We start from the raw sequence: 23,046 nt of genomic DNA, 5'->3' as shown, positions 1-23,046 counted from the left end.
CACCGACAGTGGCCGGTCGAGCCGCTACTTCGTGAGGCCCGCCGCCTCGCGGTCGACCCTGCGTCGGATCCCGTACCAGCCGGCGACCAGCGCCGCCCCGATGATCGGGATGAGGTAGAGCGTCTTGCGGCCGATCTCCGGGTCCTTCCACATCAGGACGAGGACGGAGAGCAGGAAGACGATCGTGACGATCTCGGTGACCGGGCTGCCGGGGAGCCGGAAGCCGGGCCGGGTGATCACGCCCTCCTTGGCGCGGCGGACGAATGCCAGGTGACAGACCATGATGATCACCCAGGTGCTGATGATGCCGAGGGACGCCACGTTCAGGACGATCTCGAAGGCCTTGCTCGGCATGAGGAAGTTCAGACCGACGCCGAGCACGCACACGGCGGAGGTGAGCAGGATGCCGCCGTAGGGGACCTGGCTCTTGTTCATCTTCGCGGTGAACTTCGGCGCCGAACCGGCCATCGCCATCGAGCGCAGGATGCGGCCCGTGGAGTACAGGCCGGAGTTCAGCGACGACATCGCGGCGGTGAGGACGACGAGGTTCATCACGTCACCGGCCGCCGGCACGCCGATCTTGGAGAGGACCGTCACGAACGGGCTCTGGTCCGCCGAGTAGACCGCTCCGGGCAGGAGCAGCGCGAGCAGGACGACGGAGCCGACGTAGAAGAGACCCACGCGCCACATGATCGAGTTCACCGCGCGCGGGACGACCTTGTGCGGCTCGGCGGTCTCGCCCGCCGCGACGCCGACGAGCTCCAGCGAGGCGTACGCGAAGACGACACCCTGCATGACGATCACGACCGGCATCAGGCCGTGCGGCAGGAAGCCGCCGTTGTCGGTGATCACGCTCAGACCGGGCGTCTCGCCGCCGACCTTGTGCTGGGTGACCAGCAGGAAGATGCCGATCAGCATGAAGGCGATCAGGGCCGCGACCTTGACGATCGCGAACCAGAACTCCATCTCGCCGAAGTACTTCACCGAGATCAGGTTGATCGCGAGGACGACGGCGAGGGCGATCAGCGCGAGCACCCACTGGGGGATGTCGGTGAACAGGCTCCAGTAGTGCGTGTAGAGCGCGATCGCGGTGATGTCGGCGATGCCGGTGGTCGACCAGTTGAGGAAGTACATCCAGCCGGCGACGTAGGCGCCCTTCTCGCCGAGGAACTCACGCGCGTAACTGACGAACGAACCCGACGACGGCCGGTAGATGACCATCTCGCCGAGGGCGCGTACGACGAAGAAGGCGAAGATGCCGCACACGAGGTACGCGACGGCGAGCGCGGGGCCCGCGGAGTGCAGGCGGCCGCCCGCACCGAGAAAGAGTCCAGTTCCGATCGCGCCACCGATGGCGATCATGTTGACGTGACGGGCCTTGAGGTCCTTGCTGTAACCGGCGTCTCCCGCGTCCGCGGGGGCCTGGGACGCATCTGTGCGGGATGCGTCCGCAGCGGCCGTGTCTACGGCTTCCTTGCTCACGTGGGGGGTCTACTCTCTGGTGCCCGGAAAACTCCGGTGTCCGGATGTGCTCCGGTCCACGACACCCCTGAGGTGCGTGGACCGACGCGACACCTTCCCCCAGAGATCGCTCGACATGCGGTGGCGCACGTCACATAGCGGCACTTCTCACATGGTGGGCAGGGGGTGTACACACAATGATCACCGGGTGTACAGACCGTGGATCACTGGGTGCGTCAGGTGGTGTACAGCCCGTCGATGGCGTCCCCGTACTTCTCCCGGATGACCCTGCGGCGCAGCTTCAGGGACGGTGTCAGTTCTCCCGTCTCCGGGCTCCACTCCTCCCCCAGGAGCCGGTAGCGCTTGATCTGCTCGGTGCGGTTGAGGCGCGCGTTGGCCGCCTCCACGGCCCGCGCGATCTCGTCGCGTACGGCTTCGCTCGCCATCAGGTCGCCCGTGATGCCCCGAGCGGCGGCCCAGGCGGGGGCCATCTCGGCGTCCAGGACGAGCAGCGCCACGAGGTAGGAGCGGCCGTCGCCGTGGACGAGGGCCTGCCCGATGAGGGGGTGCTCCTTGAGCGTGTTCTCGACGAGTGCGGGCGAGACGTTCTTTCCCGTCGACGTCACGATCAGTTCCTTCTTGCGGTCGGTGAGCCAGAGGAAGCCGTCCTCGTCGATCCGGCCGACATCGCCGGTGGCGAACCAGCCGTCGGCGTCGCGGGCCGACTCCACGCCGCCGTCCGGCAGGAGATAGCCGTCGAAGACGGTCGCGCCGCGCACCAGGATCTCGCCGTCTTCGGTGGTGCGGATCTCCAGGCCGTCCAGGGGTCTGCCCACCGAGCCGAGCCGGAAGGAGGCCGGGGTGTTGAGGGTGACGACCCCGGTCGTCTCCGTCAGACCCCACGCGTCCATGATCACGAGGCCGAAGCCCGCCCAGAAGCGCACGACGTCCTGCGGCATCGAGGCCGCCGCGCTCGCGGTCCACACCAGGCGGTCGAACCCGGCCAGGGAGAGCAGCGGATCGAGGACCTTCTCCTTGGCCTCGCGGTACGCCGTCTCCAGGTCGTCCGGCGGGTCCTCGCCACGTTCGACGTACTCCACGCGCGCGCGTGTCGTCTCGTTCGCCGCTTCGATCGCCTCGCGCTGCTCCTGCGGCAGCCCGGCGAGAGCGGCACGCACGGACGCGGCGAGCTTCTCCCACACGCGCGGGACCCCGAAGAACTGCGCGGGACGCAGCTCACGGGCGGTCGCGGCGACGGCGGCGGGGTCCGCGCACAGGTACACGTGAGCGGCGCGGGACACCGGCAGGTAGATGCCCAGCATGCGCTCGGCGACGTGCGCGAAGGGGAGGTAGCTGATGTGCTCCACGAAGTCGGGGAGCTCGACCACGGCGTCCAGGGCCACCGCGTTCAGCACGACGTTGCGGTGGGAGATCCGGACGCCCTTGGGGTCGCCGGTGGTGCCCGAGGTGTAGACGACGGTGAGCGGATCCTCCGCGGCGGATTCGCGCCAGGCCTTCTCGAAGCCGTCCGGATCGAAGAGACGGCTCCCGGTGGCGTGCAGGGAGCCGTACGTGCGGTGCGTGCCCGCGTCGGCGGGCTCGACGACCACCAGGCGCTCCAGCGGGACCGTGACGTCCGGCAGGAGGGGCTCCCAGCGGTCCAGTTCGCGGGCGCCCTCGACGATCGCGAAGCGGGCCCTGCTGTGCCGGGCGATGTGGGCGATCTGTTCGGGGGCCGATGTGCCGTAGACGGTGACGGGGACCGCGCCGAGGTGCACGAGGGCGAGATCGCTGAGCCAGTGTTCGGGGCGGTTGCCCATCATCATGAGGACGTGCTCGCCGCGCCGCACGCCGAGCGCCGCGTATCCGGCGGCGAGGACGGCGATCTTGCGGCGGGCTTCGCTCCAGGTCAGTGTCGTCCACTGGCCTTCGGGTGCGGTGCGCCAGGAGAGTGCGGGGCGGTCGCCGTGGTCCTCGGCGTTGCGGAGCAGCAGGGCGGGGAGCGTGATGCCGGCGGGTTCCCCGGGAAGTCGCAGGATCGTGGTCATGACCGCCTCCTGGCGTCATCGACGAAGCAAGTGACCGGGCCTGACGCTTTCAAGTGACTGGGCGGGACGCTTTCACAACAGTGGTGAGACAGCAATACTGTTGCACCGGATCGGTGCACAACTGCCGGTGCACGAACGGGAAGGCGATGTGCTGCCATGACGATGACGAGGACACCGGACACCGACGAGCCGACGCTCACGGTCGACGAACTGGCCGCGCGCGCGGGCGTCACCGTCCGCACGATCCGCTTCTACGGCACCAAGGGCCTGCTGCCGCCGCCGGTGATCGGTCCGCGCCGGGTCGGTCACTACGGCCAGGAGCATCTGTCCCGGCTCGGGCTCATCGAGGAGCTCCAGCACCAGGGCATGACGCTGGCGGCGATCGAGCGGTATCTGGAGCAGCTGCCGCCGGACCTGAGCGCCCATGACCTCGCCATTCACCGCGCGGTGGTCGCCTCCTGGGCGCCCGACTCGGCCGAGGAGACCGACCGCGCGGAGCTGGAGCGCCGGGCGGGGCGGCCACTGAGCGACGGGGATCTGGACCGGCTCTCGGCGATGGGGGTCGTCGCGCCCGCGGAGCCCAAGGGTGTCTACAGCGTCGATCCGGGGCTGCTGCGCCTGGGCGTGCAGCTGCTCGACGTGCCCATCGCGCACGAGACGATCCTGGCGGCGCGCACGGTCCTGATGGAGCACACGCGCTCGGCGGCCGTAGAGCTGTCCCGCCTCTTCCGCGACGAGGTGTGGGGGCCCTACCGGGAGCGGGAGTCAGACCCGGAGCACGTGGCGGCGATGCGGTCCCTGTCGGCCCATATGCAGCCGATGGTGGTGCAGGCCCTGGTGACGGCGTTCCAGCGCTCCCTCAAGGAGGAGCTGCGGGAGTGGCTCAAGGACTCCTGAGCCACTCCCGGCCCCCTGCTAGACCCTGGTGTTGGCCGCGGTGGCCGTCGGCGTCTCGCCCCGCGAGGCCTGCTGCAGCCGCGTGGCATAGACCTCGGCCAGAACGTTCAGGTCCTTCATGGCCTCCGCGGATCCGGAGTTGTCCCGGATCTTCAGCGTGGCGACGTACTTGCCCTGGAGGATGACGATCTGCCGGGTGTTCTGCTGCCCGGACCCCACAGACCCGAAAGCGACGCTGCCGGAGCCCTGCCGGGGCCCTTCGACGACCTTCAGCTTGTGCGTGTTGGTACGCACATAGTTGTCCCAGGCCGCGAAGGCGAGCCCGGCGGCGCTCTCCCTGCGGTACACGATCAGTTCGTAACTCGCGCCTTCGGCCTTGTCGTTGCTGCGGTAGCCGACCCGGCCGTTGGCGACGGCGCCCTTGCACTTGCCGGTCGGCTCCTTGCACACGGACGGCGCCTTGGCACGGCTGTGCAGCTCGGCGGAGACGGTGCGCAGAGCGGCGGGCATCGTCTCGGCGGGCGGCAGGATCGCCTTCGCGTCGCGCGCGCCGCTCAGCGAACCGGCGCCCTTGGCGGCGGATCCGCCCGCCGCGCCGCCGATGGTGCGGCTGTGCGACGACCCCGAACCCGTCTTGTGCTTCTTGTTCTTCTTCTTGCCGCCGCAGCCCGTCAGGGCCAGCGTCAGGACCAGCACTCCGACGCCGACTGCTCGCGTCGTTCCCCCAGTTGTCAACCGCACAGCGGTACATCCTCCGTTTGTCGTGATCATGCTCTACGGGAGGATACGACGCGGGGGCGACGACCTGCGGTTCCGCCCCGGAGGGAACGGAACCGCAGGTGAAGGGCGTCAGTTGTCGCTGAACTTCTCGCCCCTGTCGGCCTTCTCGACCAGGAGCGCGGGCGGCGTGAACCGCTCGCCGTAGCGGTCGGCCAGCTCACGCGCGCGTGCCACGAAGCCGGGCAGGCCGCCTTCGTAGCCGTTGATGTACTGGAGCACGCCACCGGTCCAGCCGGGGAAGCCGATGCCGAAGATGGAGCCGATGTTGGCGTCCGCGACGGACGTCAGGACGCCCTCCTCCACCAGGCGCACGGTGTCGAGCGACTCCGAGAAGAGCATCCGCTCCTGCATGTCCTTGAACGGGATCTCCGTGCCCGGCTTGGTGAAGTGCTCGCGCAGACCCGGCCACAGGCCTGCGCGCTTGCCGTCCACGTACTCGTAGAAGCCCGCTCCTCCGCTCCTGCCGGGGCGCTCGAACTCGTCGACCATGCGGTCGATGACGGAGTCCGAGGGGTGCCCGGCCCAGGTCCCACCGGCCTCCTCGACGGCCCGCTTCGTCTCGTTGCGGATCTTGCGCGGCAGGGTGAGGGTCAGCTCGTCCATGAGGGAGAGGACCTTGGCGGGGTAGCCCGCCTGGGCCGCGGCCTGCTCGACGGACGCGGGCTCGATGCCCTCGCCGACCATCGCGACGCCTTCGTTGATGAAGTGCCCGATCACGCGCGAGGTGAAGAAGCCGCGCGAGTCGTTGACGACGATCGGCGTCTTGTTGATCTGGCGTACGAGGTCGAAGGCGCGGGCCAGGGCCTCGTCGCCGGTCCGCTCGCCCTTGATGATCTCGACGAGCGGCATCTTGTCGACCGGCGAGAAGAAGTGCAGGCCGATGAAGTCGACGGGGCGCGTGACGCCCTCGGCGAGCTGCGTGATCGGCAGCGTCGAGGTGTTGGAGCACAGCAGCGCGTCCGGCTCGATGACGTCCTGGATCTCCTGGAACACCTTGTGCTTGAGGGCGGTGTCCTCGAAGACCGCCTCGATCACGGCGTCGCAGCCCGCGAGGTCCTGCGGGTCGGCGGTCGGCGTGATGCGGGCGAGCAGCGCGTCGGCCTTCTCCTGCGTCGTACGGCCCCGCTGCACCGCCTTGGCGCACAGCTTCTCGGAGTAGGCCTTGCCCTTGGCGGCGGCCTCGGCCGAGACGTCCTTGAGGACGACCTCGATGCCCGCGCGGGCGCACGAGTAGGCGATGCCCGCGCCCATCATGCCCGCGCCCAGGACGGCGGCCTTGCGGACCTGGCGTGCCTCGATGCCCTTGGGCCGGTTGGCGCCGGAGTTGACGGCCTGGAGGTCGAAGAAGAACGCCTGGATCATGTTCTTCGCGGTCTGCCCGGTGACCAGCTCGGTGAAGTACCGCGCCTCGATGGTCAGCGCGGTCTCGAAGTCGACCTGGGAGCCCTCGACGGCCGCCGCGAGGATGTTGCGCGGGGCCGGGTAGGGGGCGCCGTTGATCTGCTTCTTGAGGTTGGCGGGGAACGCGGGCAGGTTCGCCGCGAACTTCGGGTTGGCGGGGGTGCCGCCGGGGATGCGGTAGCCCGGCTTGTCCCAGGGCTGGGCCGACTCGGGGTTGGCGTCGATGAAGGCGCGGGCCTTCTCGATCATCTCCTCGCGGGTGGCGGCCACCTCGTGGACGAGGCCGTTCTCCAGGGCGCGCTTCGGGTTGTACTGGGTGCCCTGGAGCAGCACCTTCAGGAGCGCGTCCGCGATGCCCATGAGGCGCACGGTGCGGGTCACGCCGCCGCCCGCCGGGAGCAGGCCGAGGGTGACCTCGGGCAGGCCGATCTTGGAGCCGGGCGCGTCGAGCGCGACGCGGTGGTGGCTGGCCAGGGCGATCTCGTAGCCGCCGCCCAGGGCCGCGCCGTTGATGGCGGCGACGACCGGCTTGCCCAGGGTCTCGATGCGGCGCAGGGAGGACTTGATGGCGACGCCAGCCTCGAACGCGTCCCGCGCGTTCTCGGGGCCCGCCTGCATCATGTCCTTGAGGTCGCCGCCCGCGAAGAAGGTCTTCTTGGCGGAGGTGTAGATGATGCCGCGGATGGAGTCCTTCTCGGCCTCCGCGCGCTCGGCGATCGCCGCGATGGAGTCCTTGAAACCCTGGTTCATGGTGTTCGCGGACTGGTTGGGGTCGTCGAGGACGAGAGTGACGACACCGGTGTCGTCCTGCTCCCAGCGGATGGTCGTGCTTTCGGTCATGGTCTTGTCTCCGTGAAGTCTGAGTGGGCCCGGGCGGGATCCGGGGAGGGTGGTGCCGTTTCGTTGCCGACCGGCGGTGGGTGGGGGCTGGTCGCGCAGTTCCCCGCGGGGAAGGCTGCGCGCAGCGCACGCCTTCAGGGGCGCGGGGAACTGCGCGAGCGACCACGACGTACCCGCGGTCGGCGACGGCTCCCGGCCCCCGCGGCGCTACACCCGTTCCACGATCGTGGCGATGCCCATCCCCCCGCCCACGCACAACGTGGCGAGGCCGTACCGCTTGTCCTGGCGCTCCAGCTCGTCGACCAGCGTGCCCAGGATCATCGCCCCGGTCGCGCCCAGGGGATGCCCCAACGCAATCGCGCCGCCGTTGACGTTGACCTTGTCCAGGGACAGGCCCATGTCCTTCACGAAGCGCAGGACGACCGCCGCGAACGCCTCGTTGATCTCGACGAGGTCGATGTCGTCGATGGTCAGGCCCGCCTTGGCGAGCGCCTTGCGGGCGGCCGGGGCGGGACCGGTGAGCATGATGGTCGGCTCGGAGCCGGAGACGGCCGCGGAGACGATGCGGGCGCGCGGCGCGAGGCCGTAGCGCTCGCCGACCTCCTTGGTGCCGATGGCGACCAGGGCGGCGCCGTCCACGATGCCGGAGGAGTTGCCCGCGTGGTGGACGTGGTCGATCTTCTCGACCCAGTGGTACTTCTGCAGCGCGACGGCGTCGAAGCCGCCGAGGTCGCCGATGTCCTTGAAGGACGGCTTCAGCTTGGCGAGCGAGTCGGCGGTGGTGCCGGGACGCATGTACTCGTCGTGGTCCAGGACGACCAGGCCGCTGCGGTCCTTCACCGGCACGACGGACTTCTCGAAGCGGTTGTCCTTCCAGGCCGCCGCGGCGCGCTCCTGGGACAGGGCGGCGTACTCGTCGACGTCACGCCGGGAGTAGCCCTCCACCGTGGCGATGAGGTCGGCGCCGATGCCCTGCGGCACGAAGCCCGTCTCGTAGTTGGTCATCGGGTCGGCGAACCAGGCGCCGCCGTCCGAGGCCATCGGGACGCGCGACATCGACTCGACGCCGCCCGCGAGGACCAGGTCCTCCCAGCCCGAGCGCACCTTCATCGCGGCCATGTTGACCGCTTCGAGGCCGGAGGCGCAGAAGCGGTTCTCCTGGACGCCGGCGACGGTGTCGGGAAGACCGGCGGCGATGGCCGCGATGCGCGCGATGTCGGAGCCCTGGTCGCCGACGGGGCCCACGACGCCGAGGACGATGTCGTCGACGGCCGCCGGGTCCAGGTCGGGGAATCGCGCCCGGATCTCGTGGATCAGGCCGACGACGAGGTCGATCGGCTTGGTGCCGTGCAGGGCGCCATTGGCCTTGCCGCGTCCGCGCGGGGTGCGGATCGCGTCGTATACGTACGCTTCGGTGGTCAAGACAGCAGCCTTTCGCAAAGAACTCTGCAGGTGAGGGTGGGGCGGACTCAGGCGAGCAGGGAGCGGCCGATGATCTCCTTCATGATCTCGGTCGTGCCTCCGTAGATCGTCTGGATGCGGCCGTCGGTGAAGGCCTTGGCGACGCGGTACTCGGTCATGTAGCCGTATCCGCCGTGCAGTTGCAGGCAGCGGTCGGCGACGCGCTTTTGCAGCTCGGTGGCCCACCACTTGGCCATCGAGGCGTGCACGGCGTCGAGCTCGCCGTTCGAGTGATCGACGATGCAGCGGTCGAGGAAGGTGCGGGTGACCGCGCACTCGGTGGCCATCTCGGCGATCTCGAAGCGGATGTGCTGGAGCTTGGAGAGCGGGCGCCCGAAGGCCTCGCGCTCCTTGACGTACGTCGTGGTGATCTCCAGGAGGTGCTCGGCGGCGGCGATTCCCGCGACGGCGATGCCCATGCGCTCCTGCGCGAGGTTCGTCATCAGGTGGATGAAGGCGCCGTCGAGTTCGCCCAGGAGGTTCTCCTTGGGGACGCGTACGTCGTTGAAGAACAGCTCGGCGGTGTCCTGGGACTTCTGGCCGATCTTGTCGAGGTTGCGGCCCCGCTCGAAGCCGTCCATACCCCGCTCGACGACGAGCAGGGACAGGCCCTTCGCGCCGCCCTCCGCCGACGTCTTGGCGACGACGATGACGAGGTCGGCGAGGATGCCGTTCGAGATGAAGGTCTTGGAGCCGTTGAGCAGCCAGTGATCGCCCTGGTCGGTGGCGGTGGTGCGGATGCCCTGGAGGTCGGAGCCCGCGCCCGGCTCGGTCATCGCGATGGCCGTGATGATCTCGCCGGAGCAGAAACCCGGCAGCCAGCGCCGCTTCTGGTCGTCGGTGGCCAGGGAGGTGAGGTAGGGGCCGATGATGTCGTTGTGCAGGCCGAGCGCGAGCCCGGCCGCGCCCGCGCGGGTGAACTCCTCGGCGAGGACGGCGCTGTAGCGGAAGTCGGCGTTGCCGCCGCCCCCGTACTCCTCGGGCACGGCGAGCCCGAGCAGCCCCTGCTTGCCCGCGGCGAGCCACGCGTCACGGCTGACGATCCCGTCCTTCTCCCACTCTTCGTAGTGGGGCACCACTTCCTTGCTGAGGAAGGTGCGGACGGTCTCGCGGAACGCCTCGTGTTCGGCGGAGAAGATCTGTCGCTTCACGTACGGCCTCCTAGAGCCAGCCCTTGACGGTCTCGATCGACGTGGCCGGCTCGGGGCCGACGGGAATGACGTTGAGCATGGTGACGCCCGCCTCACGGAAGGCCTCGACGCGCTCGCGGACGTAGCTCTCGGGCCCGCACAGCGTTATGAGTTCGCAGAACTCGTCCGGGACGGCGGCCTCGGCCTCCTTCTTCTTGCCCGAGAGATACAGCTCCTGGATGCGCGCGGCCTCCTTCTCGTAGCCGTACGCGACCGCGAGGTCGTTGTAGAAGTTCTTCCCCGGTGCGCCCATGCCGCCCACGTAGAGGGCGATCTGGGGGCGGGCCAGATCCCGTGCGGCGGCCGCGTCCTCGCCGATGGAGAGCAGTCCGCCGGCGACCGTCTGCAACGGGCCGAGCGCCGGATCGCGCTTCTCCTTGCCCTCGGCGAGCGGGGCGCCCCACACCTGGTGGGCCTTCTCCGGGATGAACAGGGTGGGCAGCCAGCCATCGGCGATCTCCGCGGTCATGCGGACGTTGGCGGGGCCGAGGGATGCCACGTAGAGGGGCACTTCGGAGCGGACCGGCCTGGTGAGGATCTTCAGGGGCTTGCCCAGCTTGCCGCCCTTTTCGGCGGGCAGCGGCATGTCCGTGATGCCGTGGTGGTCGATGACCTCGCGGCGCAGGATGCGCCGGGTCAGCTCGATGGCCTCGCGGGTGCGGGCCAGGGGCTTGTCGTACGGCTTTCCGTGCCAGCCCTCGACGACCTGCGGGCCCGAGGCGCCGAGCCCGATGATCGCCCGGCCGCCGGAGATCGCGTCGAGTCCGGCCGCCGTCTGGGCGATGAGGGCGGGGGTGCGCGAGTAGACGTTGAGGATCGCGGCGCCGATCTTCATACGCTCGGTGCGCGCGGCAAGGTAGCCCATGATGGTGGGCGAATCGAAGCCGTACGCCTCCGCCACCCAGACGGCGTCCAGGCCCGCGGACTCCAGGGCGGCCACGTCGTCGGCGGCCTGCCTCGGGTCGCCCGCGTAGGCGAGAGGTGCGGAGATCTCCATCAGCTGTCTTCCTTCGTGGTGGTGTCGGAATGCTGGACGAGCACCGGTACGTCCCAGTCGCGGGCCACGTCCTCGGTGTCGGCGCCCGGCTGGGCGGGGCCGCCGCGGACGTGCGTGGGGGTCGAGGAGAAGCGGGGTGCGGGGGCGGGCTGAGTGATGCCGCCGTGGTGCACGAAGGTGCCGCGGGCCGCGAGGTGGGGGTGGTCGGGGGCCTCGGACAGCGAGAGGACGGGCGCCACGCAGGCGTCGGAACCCTCGAAGACGGCCGTCCACTCCTCGCGCGTACGTGCCTTGAAGCGGGCGGCGACCGCCTCGCGCAGCTCGCCCCAGCGCGCGAGATCCTTGCGCGCGGGCGCCTCGCCGGTGAGGCCGAGGAGCTCGATGAACTCGTCGTAGAACTGCTGCTCCAGGGCGCCGACGGCCATGTAACCGCCGTCGGCGGTCTCGTAGTTGCCGTAGAAGGGGCAGCCGCCGTCCAGGAGGTTCGCGCCGCGCCGGTCCTGCCAGCCGCCGCCCGCGAGCATGCCGTGGATCATCGACGTGAGGTGCGCGGTGCCGTCGACGATCGCGGCGTCCACGACCTGGCCCGTGCCGTTCTCGCGCGCGTGGTGCAGGGCCGCGAGGATGCCGACGACGAGATAGAGCGAGCCGCCCGCGTAGTCGCCGACGAGGTTCGCGGGGACCGTGGGCGGCTCGCCGGGATTGCCGATCATGCCGAGGGTGCCGGTGATCGCGATGTACGCGATGTCGTGTCCGGCGCGCTGGGCCAGCGGGCCCTCCTGCCCCCAGCCGGTCATCCGGCCGTAGACGAGCTTGGGGTTGCGGGCGTGACAGGCGCCGGGCCCGACGCCGAGGCGCTCGGCGACGCCGGGGCGGTAGCCCTCGATGAGCACGTCGGCGCGGTCCACCAGGTCGAGGACGCGGTCCGCGCCGTCCGCCGCCTTGAGGTCGACGATCACGGAGCGTTTGTTGCGGTTGGTGACGTCGTACTCGGGATTGATCGCGAGACCGCCGCCGCCCGGCCGGTCGACGCGCACGACGTCGGCGCCGAGGTCGGCGAGGAGCATGGCCGCGAACGGGCCGGGACCGATCCCCGCCAGCTCGACCACGCGCACCCCTGCCAGCGGCCCGAGAACGCCCTTGTCCGGAACTGCCATTGAGCCCCCAGCGTTATGACACAACTGATGTAACACCAGTGATGCTAAGAACGTGTTCCACTCCGCACAAGACCCTAGCAAGCAAGCGCTTAGACAAATCGGGGACGGGCCGTGCGGCCGGCCCCGCTTCGCGCGCTAGCCTCGGCGTCCGACATCGGCGCGGGGCGCACGGCAGAGAGGTGCCATGACCAGTCAGAACGGCAACGGCAAGCAGCGCGCGGCGGACCGCGCGCATGACATCGTCCTGTTCGGAGCGACCGGTTTCGTCGGCGTGCTCACCGCGGAGTACCTCGCCGCGCATGCGCCGAAGGGACTGCGCTGGGCGATCGCGGGGCGTGACACGGGGAAGCTGGAGCGGCTGCGGGACAAGCTCGCCGCCGTCCACCCGGCGTGCGCGGAGCTCCCCCTGGTCCGCGCGGACGTGGCGGACCCGGCGTCCCTGCGGGAGATGGCGGACCACGCGCGCGTGGTGGCCACGACCGTCGGCCCCTATCTCGCGTACGGCCAGGAGCTCGTCGCCGCGTGCGCACAGGCGGGCACGGACTACGTGGACCTCACCGGTGAGCCCGAGTTCGTCGACCTCATGTACGTGCGGCACGACGCCACGGCCCGGGAGACGGGCGCGCGCCTGGTGCACTCCTGCGGCTTCGACTCCGTACCGCACGACCTGGGCGCGTACTTCACGGTGCGACAGCTCCCGGAGGGCGTGCCGTTGCGCGTCGACGGGTTCGTGCGCACCAACGCGACGTTCTCCGGAGGCACGTTCGCCTCCGCGCTCAACCAGTTCGCCCGCGGGCCGCAGATGATGGCCGCCGCCCGTGACCGCCGCCGGCACGAGCCGCGCGTGGTGGGCCGCACGGCGTACGCGCCGCCGGCCGCGCCCCGGTACGCGGGCGAGGTCGGCGCCTGGGCGCTGCCCCTGCCGACCATCGACCCGCAGGTGGTGCAGCGCTCGGCGCGGGCGCTCGACCGCTACGGACCCGATTTCCGCTACCGCCACTACGCGGCCGTGAAGACCCTGCCGTTCGCGGTCGGCGGCGCGGCGGCCGTCGGCGGTCTCGCGGTCGCGGCGCAACTGCCGCCCGCCCGCCGGTGGTTGTCCTCGCGGATGAAGCCGGGCGACGGACCCGGCGAGCAGCGGCGGGCCACGAGCTGGTTCTCCGTGCGGTTCGTCGGCGAGGGCGGCGGCAAGCGGGTGTTCACGGAGGTCTCGGGCGGTGATCCGGGGTACGACGAGACGGCGAAGATGCTGGGCGAGGCGGCGCTGTGCCTGGCCCTCGACGAGGGTCTGCCGGAGGTGGCGGGACAGCTGACCACCGCCGTGGCGATGGGCGACGCCCTGACGGCGCGGCTCGGGGCCGCGGGGCTCAGGTTCCGGGTGGCGGCGTCGCGCTAGCGGTCGCCTCGCGCAGCGCCGCACGGCACAGGGCGTCCGCGCGCCGCGTCGACTCCGGGAGGCGGTAGCGCGGCGTCAGGCTCAGGGTGTGGGCACAGGCGTTGTCCAGGCTCACGCGGTGGCCGACGGAGACGAACACCGGCTTGACGTCCTCGCGGGTGCGCAGCGCGCGGCCGACCTCCTCCGTTCCGTCGAGGAGGGGGGCCGCGCTCGCCCGCGGGGCGCCGGGAGCCTCGTACGTGAACGTGAAGGGGTTCTTGGCCACGCCGATCGTGGGCAGCCCCGTGAGGACGCCGAGGTGGCTCGCGAGGCCGAACCTGCGGGGGTGCGCGATGCCGTAGCCGTCGCAGACGACCAGGCCCGGATCGGCCCCGAGCCTGCCCAGGGCGGCGAGGACGGCGGGGATCTCGCGGAAGGCGAGCAGGCCCGGCACGTACGGGAAGGCCACGCGGCCCACCGCGGTCGCCTCCTCGACGACGTCGAGCGTTGCGGCGTCCAGGACGACGACCGCCGCGGCGACGATGTCGCGCTCGTCGTCGTAGGCGACGTCGACTCCCGTGACGTGCCCCGTGCCCGGCGGCGGGCCCGCCTCGTCGAGCACCGTCCGGGCGCGCAGTGCGTCCTGGACGGCGCGGGCGGCCGTCTCGTCGGCGGGCCAGTCTGCGGGCGCGAGGGTGGTCGTCACCTGGTCGCCTCGAACTTCCAGACGAACGCCTCGCCGTCCAGATCGGACCAGTGGACCTCCAGGTCCTTCGCGTTCTCGGGCACCAGGTAGGTCTCGCACAGGACGTGGGACTCGCCCCGCTTCCAGCCCTTGATGGACCGGGGAGCCTCGCAGCCCTGCTTGCCGTCGGCGGCGCCGACGATCAGCGTGCCGCGCCTGCCGTCCGCCCAGATCCTGCTGGAGTAGCTCACGCGCGGGCTCGTCGCGAGGGGCGTGGCGGACTTGTAGGTGTACTTCACGTGGGCGACGGCCGGGATCAGGCCCTTGGCCTCCTCGGGGTCCGACACCATCTTCGCGGTCTCGGCCTCGGTGCCCAGCTCGACCTTCTGCGCGGTGACCTCGTAGTCGGCGGAGACCAGGCCCTCCTTCGACTCGCCGGTGGCGCTCTCGCCTGTGGCGCGCGCACCGGCCTTCGCCCGGTCCCCGGAGTCCTTCTTGCCGTCGCCGCCCCCGCAGGCGGTCAGTGCGAGGGCGGCGACGGCCACGGGTGCGGCGACGCGCAGAGCGGTCTTCCTGTACAGCAAAGCGAACTCCCGGCGGAAATGGGGCGGCCACGCGTCACTAAGCCGCCCCATGGAGCGACCGGTTGAACGATCAGGATAAAGCGAACGCCCCGGGCCGCGGCCACGCCTGGCGGGCCGCGCCGGTAGCCTCGCGCTCATGTTCGTTCTGGAGTTGACCTACACCGCGCCCGTGTCCGCCGTCGACAAGGAGCTGGAAGCGCATGTCGCCTGGCTCGACGAGCTGTACGCGCAGGGCGTCGTCATCGCGTCGGGGCGCAAGAATCCGCGGGACGGCGGCGTGCTCATCGCGGTGGCCGACGACCGCGCGGCGATCGAGAAGATCGCGGCGAGCGATCCCTTCGTGCTCGCGGAGGTCTGCGAGTACCGCATCACCGAGTTCATCGCCACGAAGACGGCCCCGGCACTCGCCCCCTACCGGCAGGTACTGCCCTAGGCACGCCGCCGGGACCCGCTAGTCCCGCTCCCAGCGCGCGATCCGGCCCTTCTCGCCCGCCGCCCAGCAGGCCCGGTCGCGCGTGCAGTCCACGGTGTCGTACGACCCCGCGTCGACCGTCCGCCAGGTGCGCCCGCCGTCCGCGGTGACGTCCGTGCCGGTGGGCCCGACCGCGAGGGCGCCCCGGCGGCTCCCCGGCAGCCAGGCCACTCCGGAGCGGTAGGCGGGCGGGGGCTGCTTCGCCGTGGTCCAGGTGCGGCCGCCGTCCCCGGTGGTGGCCGCGGCCTTCGGTGACGGCTGGTCGGCGCGGTAGTCGCCGCCGACCGCGATGCCGTGCGTACGGTCGCGGAAGGCGAGGCCGAAGACGCCGCGCGCCGGGTCGCCCGCCGGGATCGGGGCGTCGGTGGCTCTCCAGGTGCGGCCGCGGTCGGCGGAGTGCAGGACACGCGCGCGTGCCGCTCCCCCGGTGGCCAGCCAGACGTCGCGGGGGCCGGAGCTCACCAGGCACTGGCCGCTCGCGGCGAAGCCCGCCTCGCCCTCCTGCGCGGCGGGCATGCCCTGGTCGGGCAGGACCTTCCAGGAGCGGCCGCCGTCGGCGGTGGACAGGATGCGGAACCTGCCGTCCACCGGGTCGCTCATGGCCAGGCCGTGGCGCCGGTCGAAGAACGTCATGCAGTCGTAGAAGGCCTTGGGTTCGGTGTTGCGGAACGACTCCGTCCAGGTCGCGCCGCCGTCCGAGGTGCGCAGGACCCGCGAGGCCTCCCCCTCACCGATGGCGAGGACCACCGCGCGGCGGCCGTCGAACGCCTCGATGTCGCGGAACTCCAGTTCCCCGGCTCCGGGCGGAGAGACGTTCCGCCAGCTGTCGCCGCCGTCCGAGGTGCGCAGCACGGTGCCCTTCGTGCCCGCCGCCCAGGCGGTCTTCCGGCTGACGGCGGCGAGGCCGCGGAAGCGGGCGTCGGTGCCGCTGTCCTTGAGATCCCAGCCGCCGCGCTGCTGCGCAGGGCTTGCGGGGCTCGCAGGGCTCGCGGGAACTGCTCCGGCGGACTCCGGCGCGGCCAGTGCCATCGCGGCGAGAGCGGCCCCGCACAGCCCCACCGACACCGTGCGGCCCACGGGCCACGACCATCTCGTCTTCCCCAAGGACTTCATGGCCGGCGAAGTTACCACCGGAACTCATGATTCCTTCCGCGATTTCTGTGAAGACGGTGAAGAGCACGCGGTGACCGAGGTCACTCTGTGTTCGCGTGCACGGATTCCGTCATTCCGACGTCTATCCAAGTGTCGACCCGAGTCGTCCAGCTGTAGTTGAGGGAGCAGGCCTTGTCCACCAGCATCGATCAAGCCGTAGAGGCCCGCCTCGTCGCCGCCGCGCCGCGGATGCCGACGATTCCCGCGTCGCTGCACTACGACCGGAATGATCCGTTCGCCGTCCGCATGAGCTTCCCCGCCCCGGCGACCCTCGAGGGCATCGAGGTCTTCTGGACCTTCGCCCGCGAGCTGCTCACCCTGGGCATGGAACAGGCGGTCGGCGACGGCGACGTCCGCGTGCGGCCGTACGGCTTCGACCGCACGGTCGTGGAGTTCCACGCGCCCGAGGGCACGGCGATCGTCCACATCCGCACCGGCGAGCTGCGCCGCTTCCTGCACCGCACGCTGGCCCTGGTTCCCGCGGGCGACGAGCATCTGCACGTCGATCTGGACCACGACCTCGCCGAGCTGATGCGGGACGCCTGCTGAACACGCGGCAGGCCCGCTGAACCGTCGCCCGCGACACCCCCGCCGTCACCCGGCGTCACCCGGCGAGCAGCGTGTTCAGCTCCCCGTAGTCGAGCCCGCCCGCCAGCGACGTGTACGTGCCCTCGGCCAGCAGCTCGCGCGCCGCCTCGCGCACGACGGCGTGCGCGGCCTGGGCGATGCCCGACCCCACGCTGATCCGCGCGACGCCGAGAGCGGCGAACTCGGCGACCGACGGCGCACCGGGTCCCGCCATCACGTTGAGCGGTCCGTCGACGCCCTCGACGAGCGTCTTCACGGTCTCCGGGTCCACGGCCCCCGGCACGAAGATCCCGTCCGCTCCCGCGGCCAGGAAGGCGGCAGCCCGCTCCAGGGTCAGCCCGGCGCGGTCCGCCCGCTCCCCCACCCCTCGCAGATACGTGTCGATGCGCGCGTTGACGAACAGCGGCACGTCCGCCGCGTCGGCGGCCGCGCGCGCCGCCGCGATGCGCTCCGCCTGTCCGGCGACCGAACGCAGCGGTGCGCCCTCCTCGTACAGGGCGTCCCCTTCGTACAGCGCGTCCTCGATGTTCACGCCGACGGCGCCCGCGGCGAGCACCTCGCGCACCGTGCGGGCGACACCCGCCGGGTCCGCCGCGTAGCCGCTCTCGATGTCGGCGGTCACCGGCACCGCGACCGCCGCCGCGACCTCGGCGAGCGCCCCGAGCGCACGGTCCTTGCCGAGCCGGTCGCCGTCCGCGGCCCCGCGGTCCCACGCGACACCGGCGCTGGTGGTGGCCACGGCCGCGGCTCCGGCGGCCTCGATGATGCGGGCGCTGGCCGCGTCCCACGCGTTCGGCAGCACGAGGGGCCGGCCGGCGATGTGCAGGGCCCGGAATGCCGCTGCCTGATCACGAAGGTTCGTCGTCGTCATGCGGCCACTCAATCAGCGCCGTACGCAACTGAGCTGGCGAGAATCCGACATGTACGTCCGCACCGCGCGACCCTTCGCACGGCTCCTCGCACGGCCCCCTCAACCGCCCCCGCCCCCGTTGCCGCTCGACCTGGCCGCCTCCGCGGCCGTGACCGCCGAGGCCAGCGCCTTGCGCAGCGTCCGCATCACCTCGGGCAGCCCCGGAACGGGCGCCCCGCTGCGCTCGGTCAGCTCGTCGAGGCGCTCCTTGTGCTGCCTGCGCTCCTTGCCCGGGATGACGCCGCGCAGCTTGCCCGTCGCCGCGCACACGACCAGGGCCGCGTCGCCCGCCGGCACCTCGGACACCGGCACCGGACCGCGCAGCACGGCGAGCGCCTCGGCGTGCAGGACCTCGACGTACCCGGCGCGCTCGAGTTCGTACCGCCGGGAGGGGAAGATCCCGAGGATCCGGGTGCGCTCCGTGCGCAGAAAGCCCTCGGCGACCAGCTGGTCACGCACCCGGTCCAGAGTGTGGCGGGCCTTGTGCGTGACCCAGCCGCGCCATTTTCGGGGTCGGGACTCCTCGACGAGTTCGAGGAGGCTGTCCAGGGCCGCGTCGCCGGTGCGCGCGCCGAAGACCGGTGTGACGATGCCGTCCACGTCCGAGACGAGGCCGCGCTGGGCCAGTTCGGCGAGCGCGCAGGCCCGTACCGCGTAGTGCAGGTCGGGGGCGCCGGTGATCCTGCCGCGCCCGGTGTCCCAGGCCAGCAGGAAGATCCGCATCGGCAGCGAGAGCGAGCCATAGGGCATGGGGCCTCCTTGTTCACGGGGTCCGCAGGGTCCGCGCGGTCACGATAAAGCGTTGACAGCGCCGGGGGCGCCCCGTACGGTGTATAGCGGTTCTGTTGTCGCCGATAGGAGTAGGACGTTGCTCGTCTGAGGTCTGGAGTCACCGCGTCACACGGCTCGGCTGTGTGCGTAGCGTGCGACCTCGGCGTACGAGCCGTCCCCGGGCACAGGGCCCTTTTTTCTGCCCTCGCCTCCTGACGACGCTGCTCCCGTCCTGCCTGTCGCGCCCCGCGGTGTCCCGAAACGCGTTGCCCCTGACCGCGCTTCATCTCACGCAACCGCGAGGACCACATGTCTACTACCCCCACCTCCATCACCTGCACGTCGCTCGACTTCACCTGGCCGGACGGCACCGGTGTCTTCGACGGACTCCAGGTGGCCTTCGGGCCTGGAAGAACCGGCCTCATCGGGGTCAACGGGTCAGGAAAATCAACCCTGTTGAAGCTCGTCGCCGGTGAGCTCAGGCCGAGCGAGGGCGCCGTCCGCGTCGCGGGCGACATCGGGTACCTGCCGCAGAACGTCACCCTGGACACCGGTCTGCGCGTCGACGAAGTGCTCGGCATCGCCGCGACCCGCGCCGCCCTGCACGCCATCGAGTCGGGCGACGTGGCCGAGGAGCACTTCACGGCGGTCGGCGACGACTGGGACGTCGAGGAGCGTGCGGTGGCGACCCTCGATCAGCTCGGCCTCGGCCACATCGGCCTGGACCGCACCACCGGGGAGGTGTCGGGCGGCGAGTCCGTACTGCTGCGCCTCGCCGCGCTGCTGCTGCGCCGCCCCGACGTACTCCTGCTCGACGAACCCACCAACAACCTCGACCTGTACGCCCGTCGGCGTCTGTACGCGGCCGTCGACGCCTGGTCCGGGGTCCTGGTCGTGGTCAGCCACGACCGCGAACTCCTCGATCTGGTCGACCAGATCGCCGATCTGCGGGACGGAGGGGTCAAGTGGTACGGCGGCAACTTCACCGCGTACGAGGAAGCGCTGGCCGCCGAACAGGAGGCGGCCGAGCGCATGGTGCGCGTCGCCGAGTCCGACCTGAAGAAGCAGAAGCGCGAACTCGCCGACGCTCAGGTCAAGTTGGCCCGCCGCAAGCGGTACGGCCAGAAGATGTGGGACACCAAGCGCGAGCCGAAGGTCGTCATGGGCGAGCGCAAGCGCCAGGCCCAGGTGTCCGCGGGCAAGCACCGCATCATGCACGAGGAGAAGCTCACCGAGGCGAAGGAGCGCCTCGACGACGCCGTCGACGCGGTGCGGGACGACGACGAGATCCGCGTCGACCTGCCGTTCACCGCGGTCCCGCCGGGGCGCACCGTACTCACGCTGCGGGACCTCTCGCTGCGCTACGGAGCGCGCGTGCAGGGCGAGTTCGAGCTGCGCGGCCCCGAACGGATCGCGCTGATCGGCCGCAACGGCGCGGGCAAGACGACCCTCCTGCGCACCATCGCCGGGGAGCTGGAGGCCGTGGAAGGAGAGGCGCTCGCGCATGTCCCGCTGCGTTTTCTGCCGCAGCGGCTCGACGTGCTCGACGAGGAGCTGACCGTCGCCGAGAACGTGGCGCGCTTCGCGCCCGACGCCACCAACAACCGGATCCGGGCCCGCCTGGCCCGCTTCCTGTTCAAGGGGGCGCGGGCCGACCAGCGGGCGGCGACCCTGTCGGGCGGCGAGCGGTTCAGGGCGGCGCTGGCGGCGCTGCTGCTCGCGGAGCCCGCGCCGCAGCTCCTGATGCTCGACGAACCGACGAACAACCTCGACATGGCGAGCGTGAAGCAGCTGGCCACGGCCCTGGAGTCGTACGAGGGAGCGCTGATCGTGGCCAGTCACGACGTGCCGTTCCTGGAGTCGATCGGCATCACACGCTGGCTGCTCCTCGACGGCGAAATGAAGGAAATCACGACAGAAGATGTCGGGTATTCCGGCTAGCTTCGCGTGTATGCACCAATACATCACGATCACCGGAGCCCGTGAGAACAACCTCAAGGAGGTGAGCCTGCGCATTCCCAAGGACCGGCTCACGGTCTTCACCGGCGTCTCGGGGTCGGGGAAGTCGTCGGTCGTGTTCGACACGATCGCGGTCGAGTCGCAGCGCCAGCTGAACGAGACCTTCACGTGGTTCGTCCGCAACCGGCTGCCGAAGTACGAGCGGCCGCACGCGGACACCATCGAGGAGCTCTCGCCCGCGATCGTCGTCGACCAGCGGCCGATCGGCGGCCACTCCCGGTCGACGGTGGGCACGATGACGGACGTCTACTCGGTGATGCGCGTGCTGTTCTCGCGGCACGGCACACCGAGTGCCGGTCCCGCGACCGCCTACTCGTTCAACGACCCGTCGGGCATGTGCCCCGAGTGCCACGGTCTGGGCAAGACCGTGCGGCCCGACTACGACCGCATCCTGGACCCCGCCAAGTCCCTGGCGGACGGCGCGATCGTCTTCCCGCCGTTCACCGCGGGGACCTGGCAGGGCCAGACGTACACCAACACCCCCGACCTGGACCCGCACAAGCCGGTGGGCCGGTTCAGCGCACGGGAGCGGCAGTTCCTCATGCGCGGCGGCAAGAAGGGCGCCAAGGTCAACGTAGACAACAGCGGCGGGGCGACCCGCGACATCGACTACGAAGGACTCGCCGACCGCTTCGAGCGGCTCTACCTCAACCGCGATCTGTCGACGCTCAGCCAGAACACCCGCGATCTGGTCCAGCGCTTCCTCGTCGAGGGCCGGTGCGACGTGTGCCAGGGAGCGCGGCTCAACGAGGCGGCGCTCGCCACCCGTATCGGCGGGCTGACCATCGCCGACTGCGCACGCATGGAGGTCACCGACCTCATCACCGCCCTGGAGCCGATCGACGACCCGGTGGCCGGACCGATCGCGGCGGCGGCCGTGGCCGCGCTCGAACGGATCGAGGCGATCGGCCTGGGCTACCTCAGCCTCGGCCGCGAGACGTCCACGCTGTCCGGCGGCGAGGGCCAGCGCCTGAAGACGGTGCGGCACCTGGGCTCCAGCCTCACCGGCATGACGTACATCTTCGACGAGCCGAGCGTCGGCCTGCACCCGCGTGACGTGGGGCGCCTCAACGACCTGCTGCTGCGGCTGCGCGACAAGGGGAACACCGTGCTCGTCGTCGAGCACGACCCGGACGTGATCGCCGTCGCCGACCATGTCGTCGACATGGGACCGGGGGCGGGCACGGGCGGCGGCGTGGTCGTCTTCGAGGGGACACCGCAGGAGCTTCGGCACGCGGACACGCTCACCGGCCGGCACCTGCGGCGCTCCACGGGCGTCAAGGAGAGCCCGCGCGAGGCCATCGGCGGCCGCTGGGTCAAGGGCGCCGACCTGCACAACCTCAAGGACGTGAGCGTGCGCGTGCCCACGGGGGTGCTCACCGCGGTGACGGGCGTGGCGGGCTCGGGCAAGAGCACGCTGGTGTCGCGGGCGTTCGTCGCCGGGCATCCGGACGCCGTGGTCGTCGACCAGTCGGGCATCGGCATCTCGGGCCGCTCGACCCCGGCGACGTACCTCGGGATCATGGACTCGCTGCGCAAGCTGTTCGCGCGCGAGACCGGCCGGGAACAGGGCCTGTTCAGCTTCAACTCCGCCGGTGCGTGCGAGAGCTGCCAGGGCCGCGGGATCATCTACAGCGACCTGGCGTTCATGGACCCGGTGACGACGACCTGCGAGGCGTGCGAGGGGCGCCGCTTCAAGGAGGAGGTGCTCGGCCTTACCGTCGGCGGCAGCTCGATCGCCGACGTGCTCGACATGACGGCCGAGCGGGCCCTGGACTTCCTCGCCGCGGTCGACGACACAGGCGTGCGCCGCAGGCTGAGGGCGCTGCACGAGGTGGGCCTCACCTACCTGACGCTCGGGCAGCCGCTGAGCACCCTGTCGGGCGGCGAGCGCCAGCGCATCAAGCTGGCCACGCAGCTGCACCGCACCGGCACGACGTACGTCCTCGACGAGCCGACGACCGGCCTGCACATGGCCGACGTGGACGGTCTGCTCGCCCTCCTCGACCGGCTCGTCGACGCCGGGAACACCGTGGTCGTCGTCGAGCACAACCTGGAGGTCGTCAAGCACGCGGACTGGGTGATCGACCTCGGCCCCGACGGCGGCAAGCACGGCGGCCGCATCGTCTTCGAGGGCACTCCGGAGCAGCTGACCGGCGCGGACGGCTCGTTCACCGCCGCTCATCTGCGACGAGACCTGGGCCTGGACCCCTTGCACGCTGCATGATGTGCGGACACCCCGGCCCGGCGCGCGCCGG

At 71.0% G+C, this 23,046-nt stretch carries 19 protein-coding genes; 6 read left to right on the top strand and 13 right to left on the bottom strand.

Annotation, left to right across the window (positions count from 1 at the left end):
* Window positions 1–24: 24 nt before the first annotated feature.
* Together ABZ906_RS04225 and ABZ906_RS04220 are read right to left on the bottom strand one after the other, a co-directional pair.
* On the bottom strand, window positions 25–1,482 hold the full coding sequence (locus tag ABZ906_RS04225; RefSeq protein ID WP_361185388.1) for an amino acid permease: 1,458 nt from the start codon (window positions 1,480–1,482) through the stop codon (window positions 25–27).
* A 215-nt stretch (window positions 1,483–1,697) separates the two neighbouring features.
* Window positions 1,698–3,509, bottom strand: coding sequence for an AMP-dependent synthetase/ligase (locus tag ABZ906_RS04220; protein WP_361377105.1), 1,812 nt, complete (start codon window positions 3,507–3,509; stop codon window positions 1,698–1,700).
* A gap of 156 nt (window positions 3,510–3,665) precedes the next feature.
* Here ABZ906_RS04220 and ABZ906_RS04215 point away from each other — a divergent pair, with 156 nt between their 5' ends.
* On the top strand, window positions 3,666–4,406 hold the full coding sequence (locus ABZ906_RS04215) for a MerR family transcriptional regulator (RefSeq protein ID WP_361377102.1): 741 nt from the start codon (window positions 3,666–3,668) through the stop codon (window positions 4,404–4,406).
* Between the two features lie 18 nt (window positions 4,407–4,424).
* Here the strand turns inward: ABZ906_RS04215 and ABZ906_RS04210 are convergent, their stop codons facing one another.
* The 6 genes from ABZ906_RS04210 to ABZ906_RS04185 form a co-directional block, all read right to left on the bottom strand.
* Complete coding sequence (locus tag ABZ906_RS04210; protein WP_361185381.1) at window positions 4,425–5,147, bottom strand: hypothetical protein; 723 nt, start codon at window positions 5,145–5,147, stop codon at window positions 4,425–4,427.
* A gap of 108 nt (window positions 5,148–5,255) precedes the next feature.
* Window positions 5,256–7,427, bottom strand: coding sequence for a 3-hydroxyacyl-CoA dehydrogenase NAD-binding domain-containing protein (locus tag ABZ906_RS04205; protein WP_361377099.1), 2,172 nt, complete (start codon window positions 7,425–7,427; stop codon window positions 5,256–5,258).
* A 207-nt stretch (window positions 7,428–7,634) separates the two neighbouring features.
* Window positions 7,635–8,849: an acetyl-CoA C-acetyltransferase gene (locus tag ABZ906_RS04200; RefSeq protein ID WP_361377096.1), complete on the bottom strand. Its 1,215-nt coding sequence runs from the start codon at window positions 8,847–8,849 to the stop codon at window positions 7,635–7,637.
* Between the two features lie 47 nt (window positions 8,850–8,896).
* Window positions 8,897–10,039: an acyl-CoA dehydrogenase family protein gene (locus tag ABZ906_RS04195; protein WP_361185374.1), complete on the bottom strand. Its 1,143-nt coding sequence runs from the start codon at window positions 10,037–10,039 to the stop codon at window positions 8,897–8,899.
* Window positions 10,040–10,049: 10 nt separating this feature from the next.
* Window positions 10,050–11,075, bottom strand: coding sequence for an LLM class F420-dependent oxidoreductase (locus ABZ906_RS04190; protein WP_361377093.1), 1,026 nt, complete (start codon window positions 11,073–11,075; stop codon window positions 10,050–10,052).
* Window positions 11,075–12,232 carry a CaiB/BaiF CoA-transferase family protein gene (locus ABZ906_RS04185; protein ID WP_361377090.1) on the bottom strand — a complete coding sequence of 386 codons (1,158 nt, stop codon included), beginning with the start codon at window positions 12,230–12,232 and terminating at the stop codon, window positions 11,075–11,077. The genes ABZ906_RS04190 and ABZ906_RS04185 overlap by 1 nt, the downstream gene beginning before the upstream one ends.
* Window positions 12,233–12,416: 184 nt before the next feature.
* Between ABZ906_RS04185 and ABZ906_RS04180 the strand changes: the two genes are divergently transcribed.
* Window positions 12,417–13,628, top strand: a complete 1,212-nt coding sequence (locus ABZ906_RS04180; RefSeq protein WP_361377087.1) for a saccharopine dehydrogenase NADP-binding domain-containing protein — start codon at window positions 12,417–12,419, stop codon at window positions 13,626–13,628.
* Here ABZ906_RS04180 and ABZ906_RS04175 read toward each other — a convergent pair.
* Together ABZ906_RS04175 and ABZ906_RS04170 are read right to left on the bottom strand one after the other, a co-directional pair.
* The gene (locus tag ABZ906_RS04175; RefSeq protein WP_361377084.1) at window positions 13,600–14,313 is read right to left on the bottom strand and encodes an endonuclease V; all 714 of its coding nucleotides are present in this window, start codon (window positions 14,311–14,313) and stop codon (window positions 13,600–13,602) included. The genes ABZ906_RS04180 and ABZ906_RS04175 overlap by 29 nt on opposite strands.
* A complete protein-coding gene (locus ABZ906_RS04170; protein WP_361377081.1) occupies window positions 14,310–14,876 on the bottom strand; it encodes a hypothetical protein in 567 nt (188 codons plus the stop codon). Before ABZ906_RS04170 ends, ABZ906_RS04175 begins: the two co-directional genes overlap by 4 nt.
* A gap of 136 nt (window positions 14,877–15,012) precedes the next feature.
* Between ABZ906_RS04170 and ABZ906_RS04165 the strand changes: the two genes are divergently transcribed.
* The gene (locus ABZ906_RS04165) at window positions 15,013–15,309 is read left to right on the top strand and encodes a YciI family protein (RefSeq protein ID WP_361377078.1); all 297 of its coding nucleotides are present in this window, start codon (window positions 15,013–15,015) and stop codon (window positions 15,307–15,309) included.
* 18 nt (window positions 15,310–15,327) lie between these two features.
* On the opposite strand, the gene ABZ906_RS04160 is transcribed toward ABZ906_RS04165, so the two are convergent.
* The gene (locus ABZ906_RS04160; protein ID WP_361378074.1) at window positions 15,328–16,377 is read right to left on the bottom strand and encodes an oxidoreductase; all 1,050 of its coding nucleotides are present in this window, start codon (window positions 16,375–16,377) and stop codon (window positions 15,328–15,330) included.
* A gap of 255 nt (window positions 16,378–16,632) precedes the next feature.
* On the opposite strand from ABZ906_RS04160, the gene ABZ906_RS04155 reads away from it, so the two are divergent.
* Window positions 16,633–17,049 (top strand): SsgA family sporulation/cell division regulator, encoded by a 417-nt coding sequence (locus ABZ906_RS04155; protein WP_361185356.1) that lies wholly within the window; start codon window positions 16,633–16,635, stop codon window positions 17,047–17,049.
* Window positions 17,050–17,104: 55 nt separating this feature from the next.
* Here the strand turns inward: ABZ906_RS04155 and ABZ906_RS04150 are convergent, their stop codons facing one another.
* Window positions 17,105–17,959 (bottom strand): isocitrate lyase/phosphoenolpyruvate mutase family protein, encoded by an 855-nt coding sequence (locus ABZ906_RS04150; RefSeq protein WP_361377075.1) that lies wholly within the window; start codon window positions 17,957–17,959, stop codon window positions 17,105–17,107.
* A 99-nt stretch (window positions 17,960–18,058) separates the two neighbouring features.
* Window positions 18,059–18,748, bottom strand: coding sequence for a GPP34 family phosphoprotein (locus ABZ906_RS04145; protein WP_361185352.1), 690 nt, complete (start codon window positions 18,746–18,748; stop codon window positions 18,059–18,061).
* Window positions 18,749–19,078: 330 nt separating this feature from the next.
* On the opposite strand from ABZ906_RS04145, the gene ABZ906_RS04140 reads away from it, so the two are divergent.
* A complete protein-coding gene (locus ABZ906_RS04140) occupies window positions 19,079–20,710 on the top strand; it encodes an ATP-binding cassette domain-containing protein (protein ID WP_361377072.1) in 1,632 nt (543 codons plus the stop codon).
* Between the two features lie 10 nt (window positions 20,711–20,720).
* Window positions 20,721–23,015 carry an excinuclease ABC subunit UvrA gene (locus tag ABZ906_RS04135; protein ID WP_361377069.1) on the top strand — a complete coding sequence of 765 codons (2,295 nt, stop codon included), beginning with the start codon at window positions 20,721–20,723 and terminating at the stop codon, window positions 23,013–23,015.
* Window positions 23,016–23,046 lie beyond the last annotated feature (31 nt).

The sequence above is a fragment of the Streptomyces sp. NPDC046925 genome (assembly GCF_040644915.1).
GTDB lineage: Bacteria > Actinomycetota > Actinomycetes > Streptomycetales > Streptomycetaceae > Streptomyces.
Note: the sequence above shows the minus strand (reverse complement) of the source record. Positions and strands in the feature narration are given on the sequence as shown.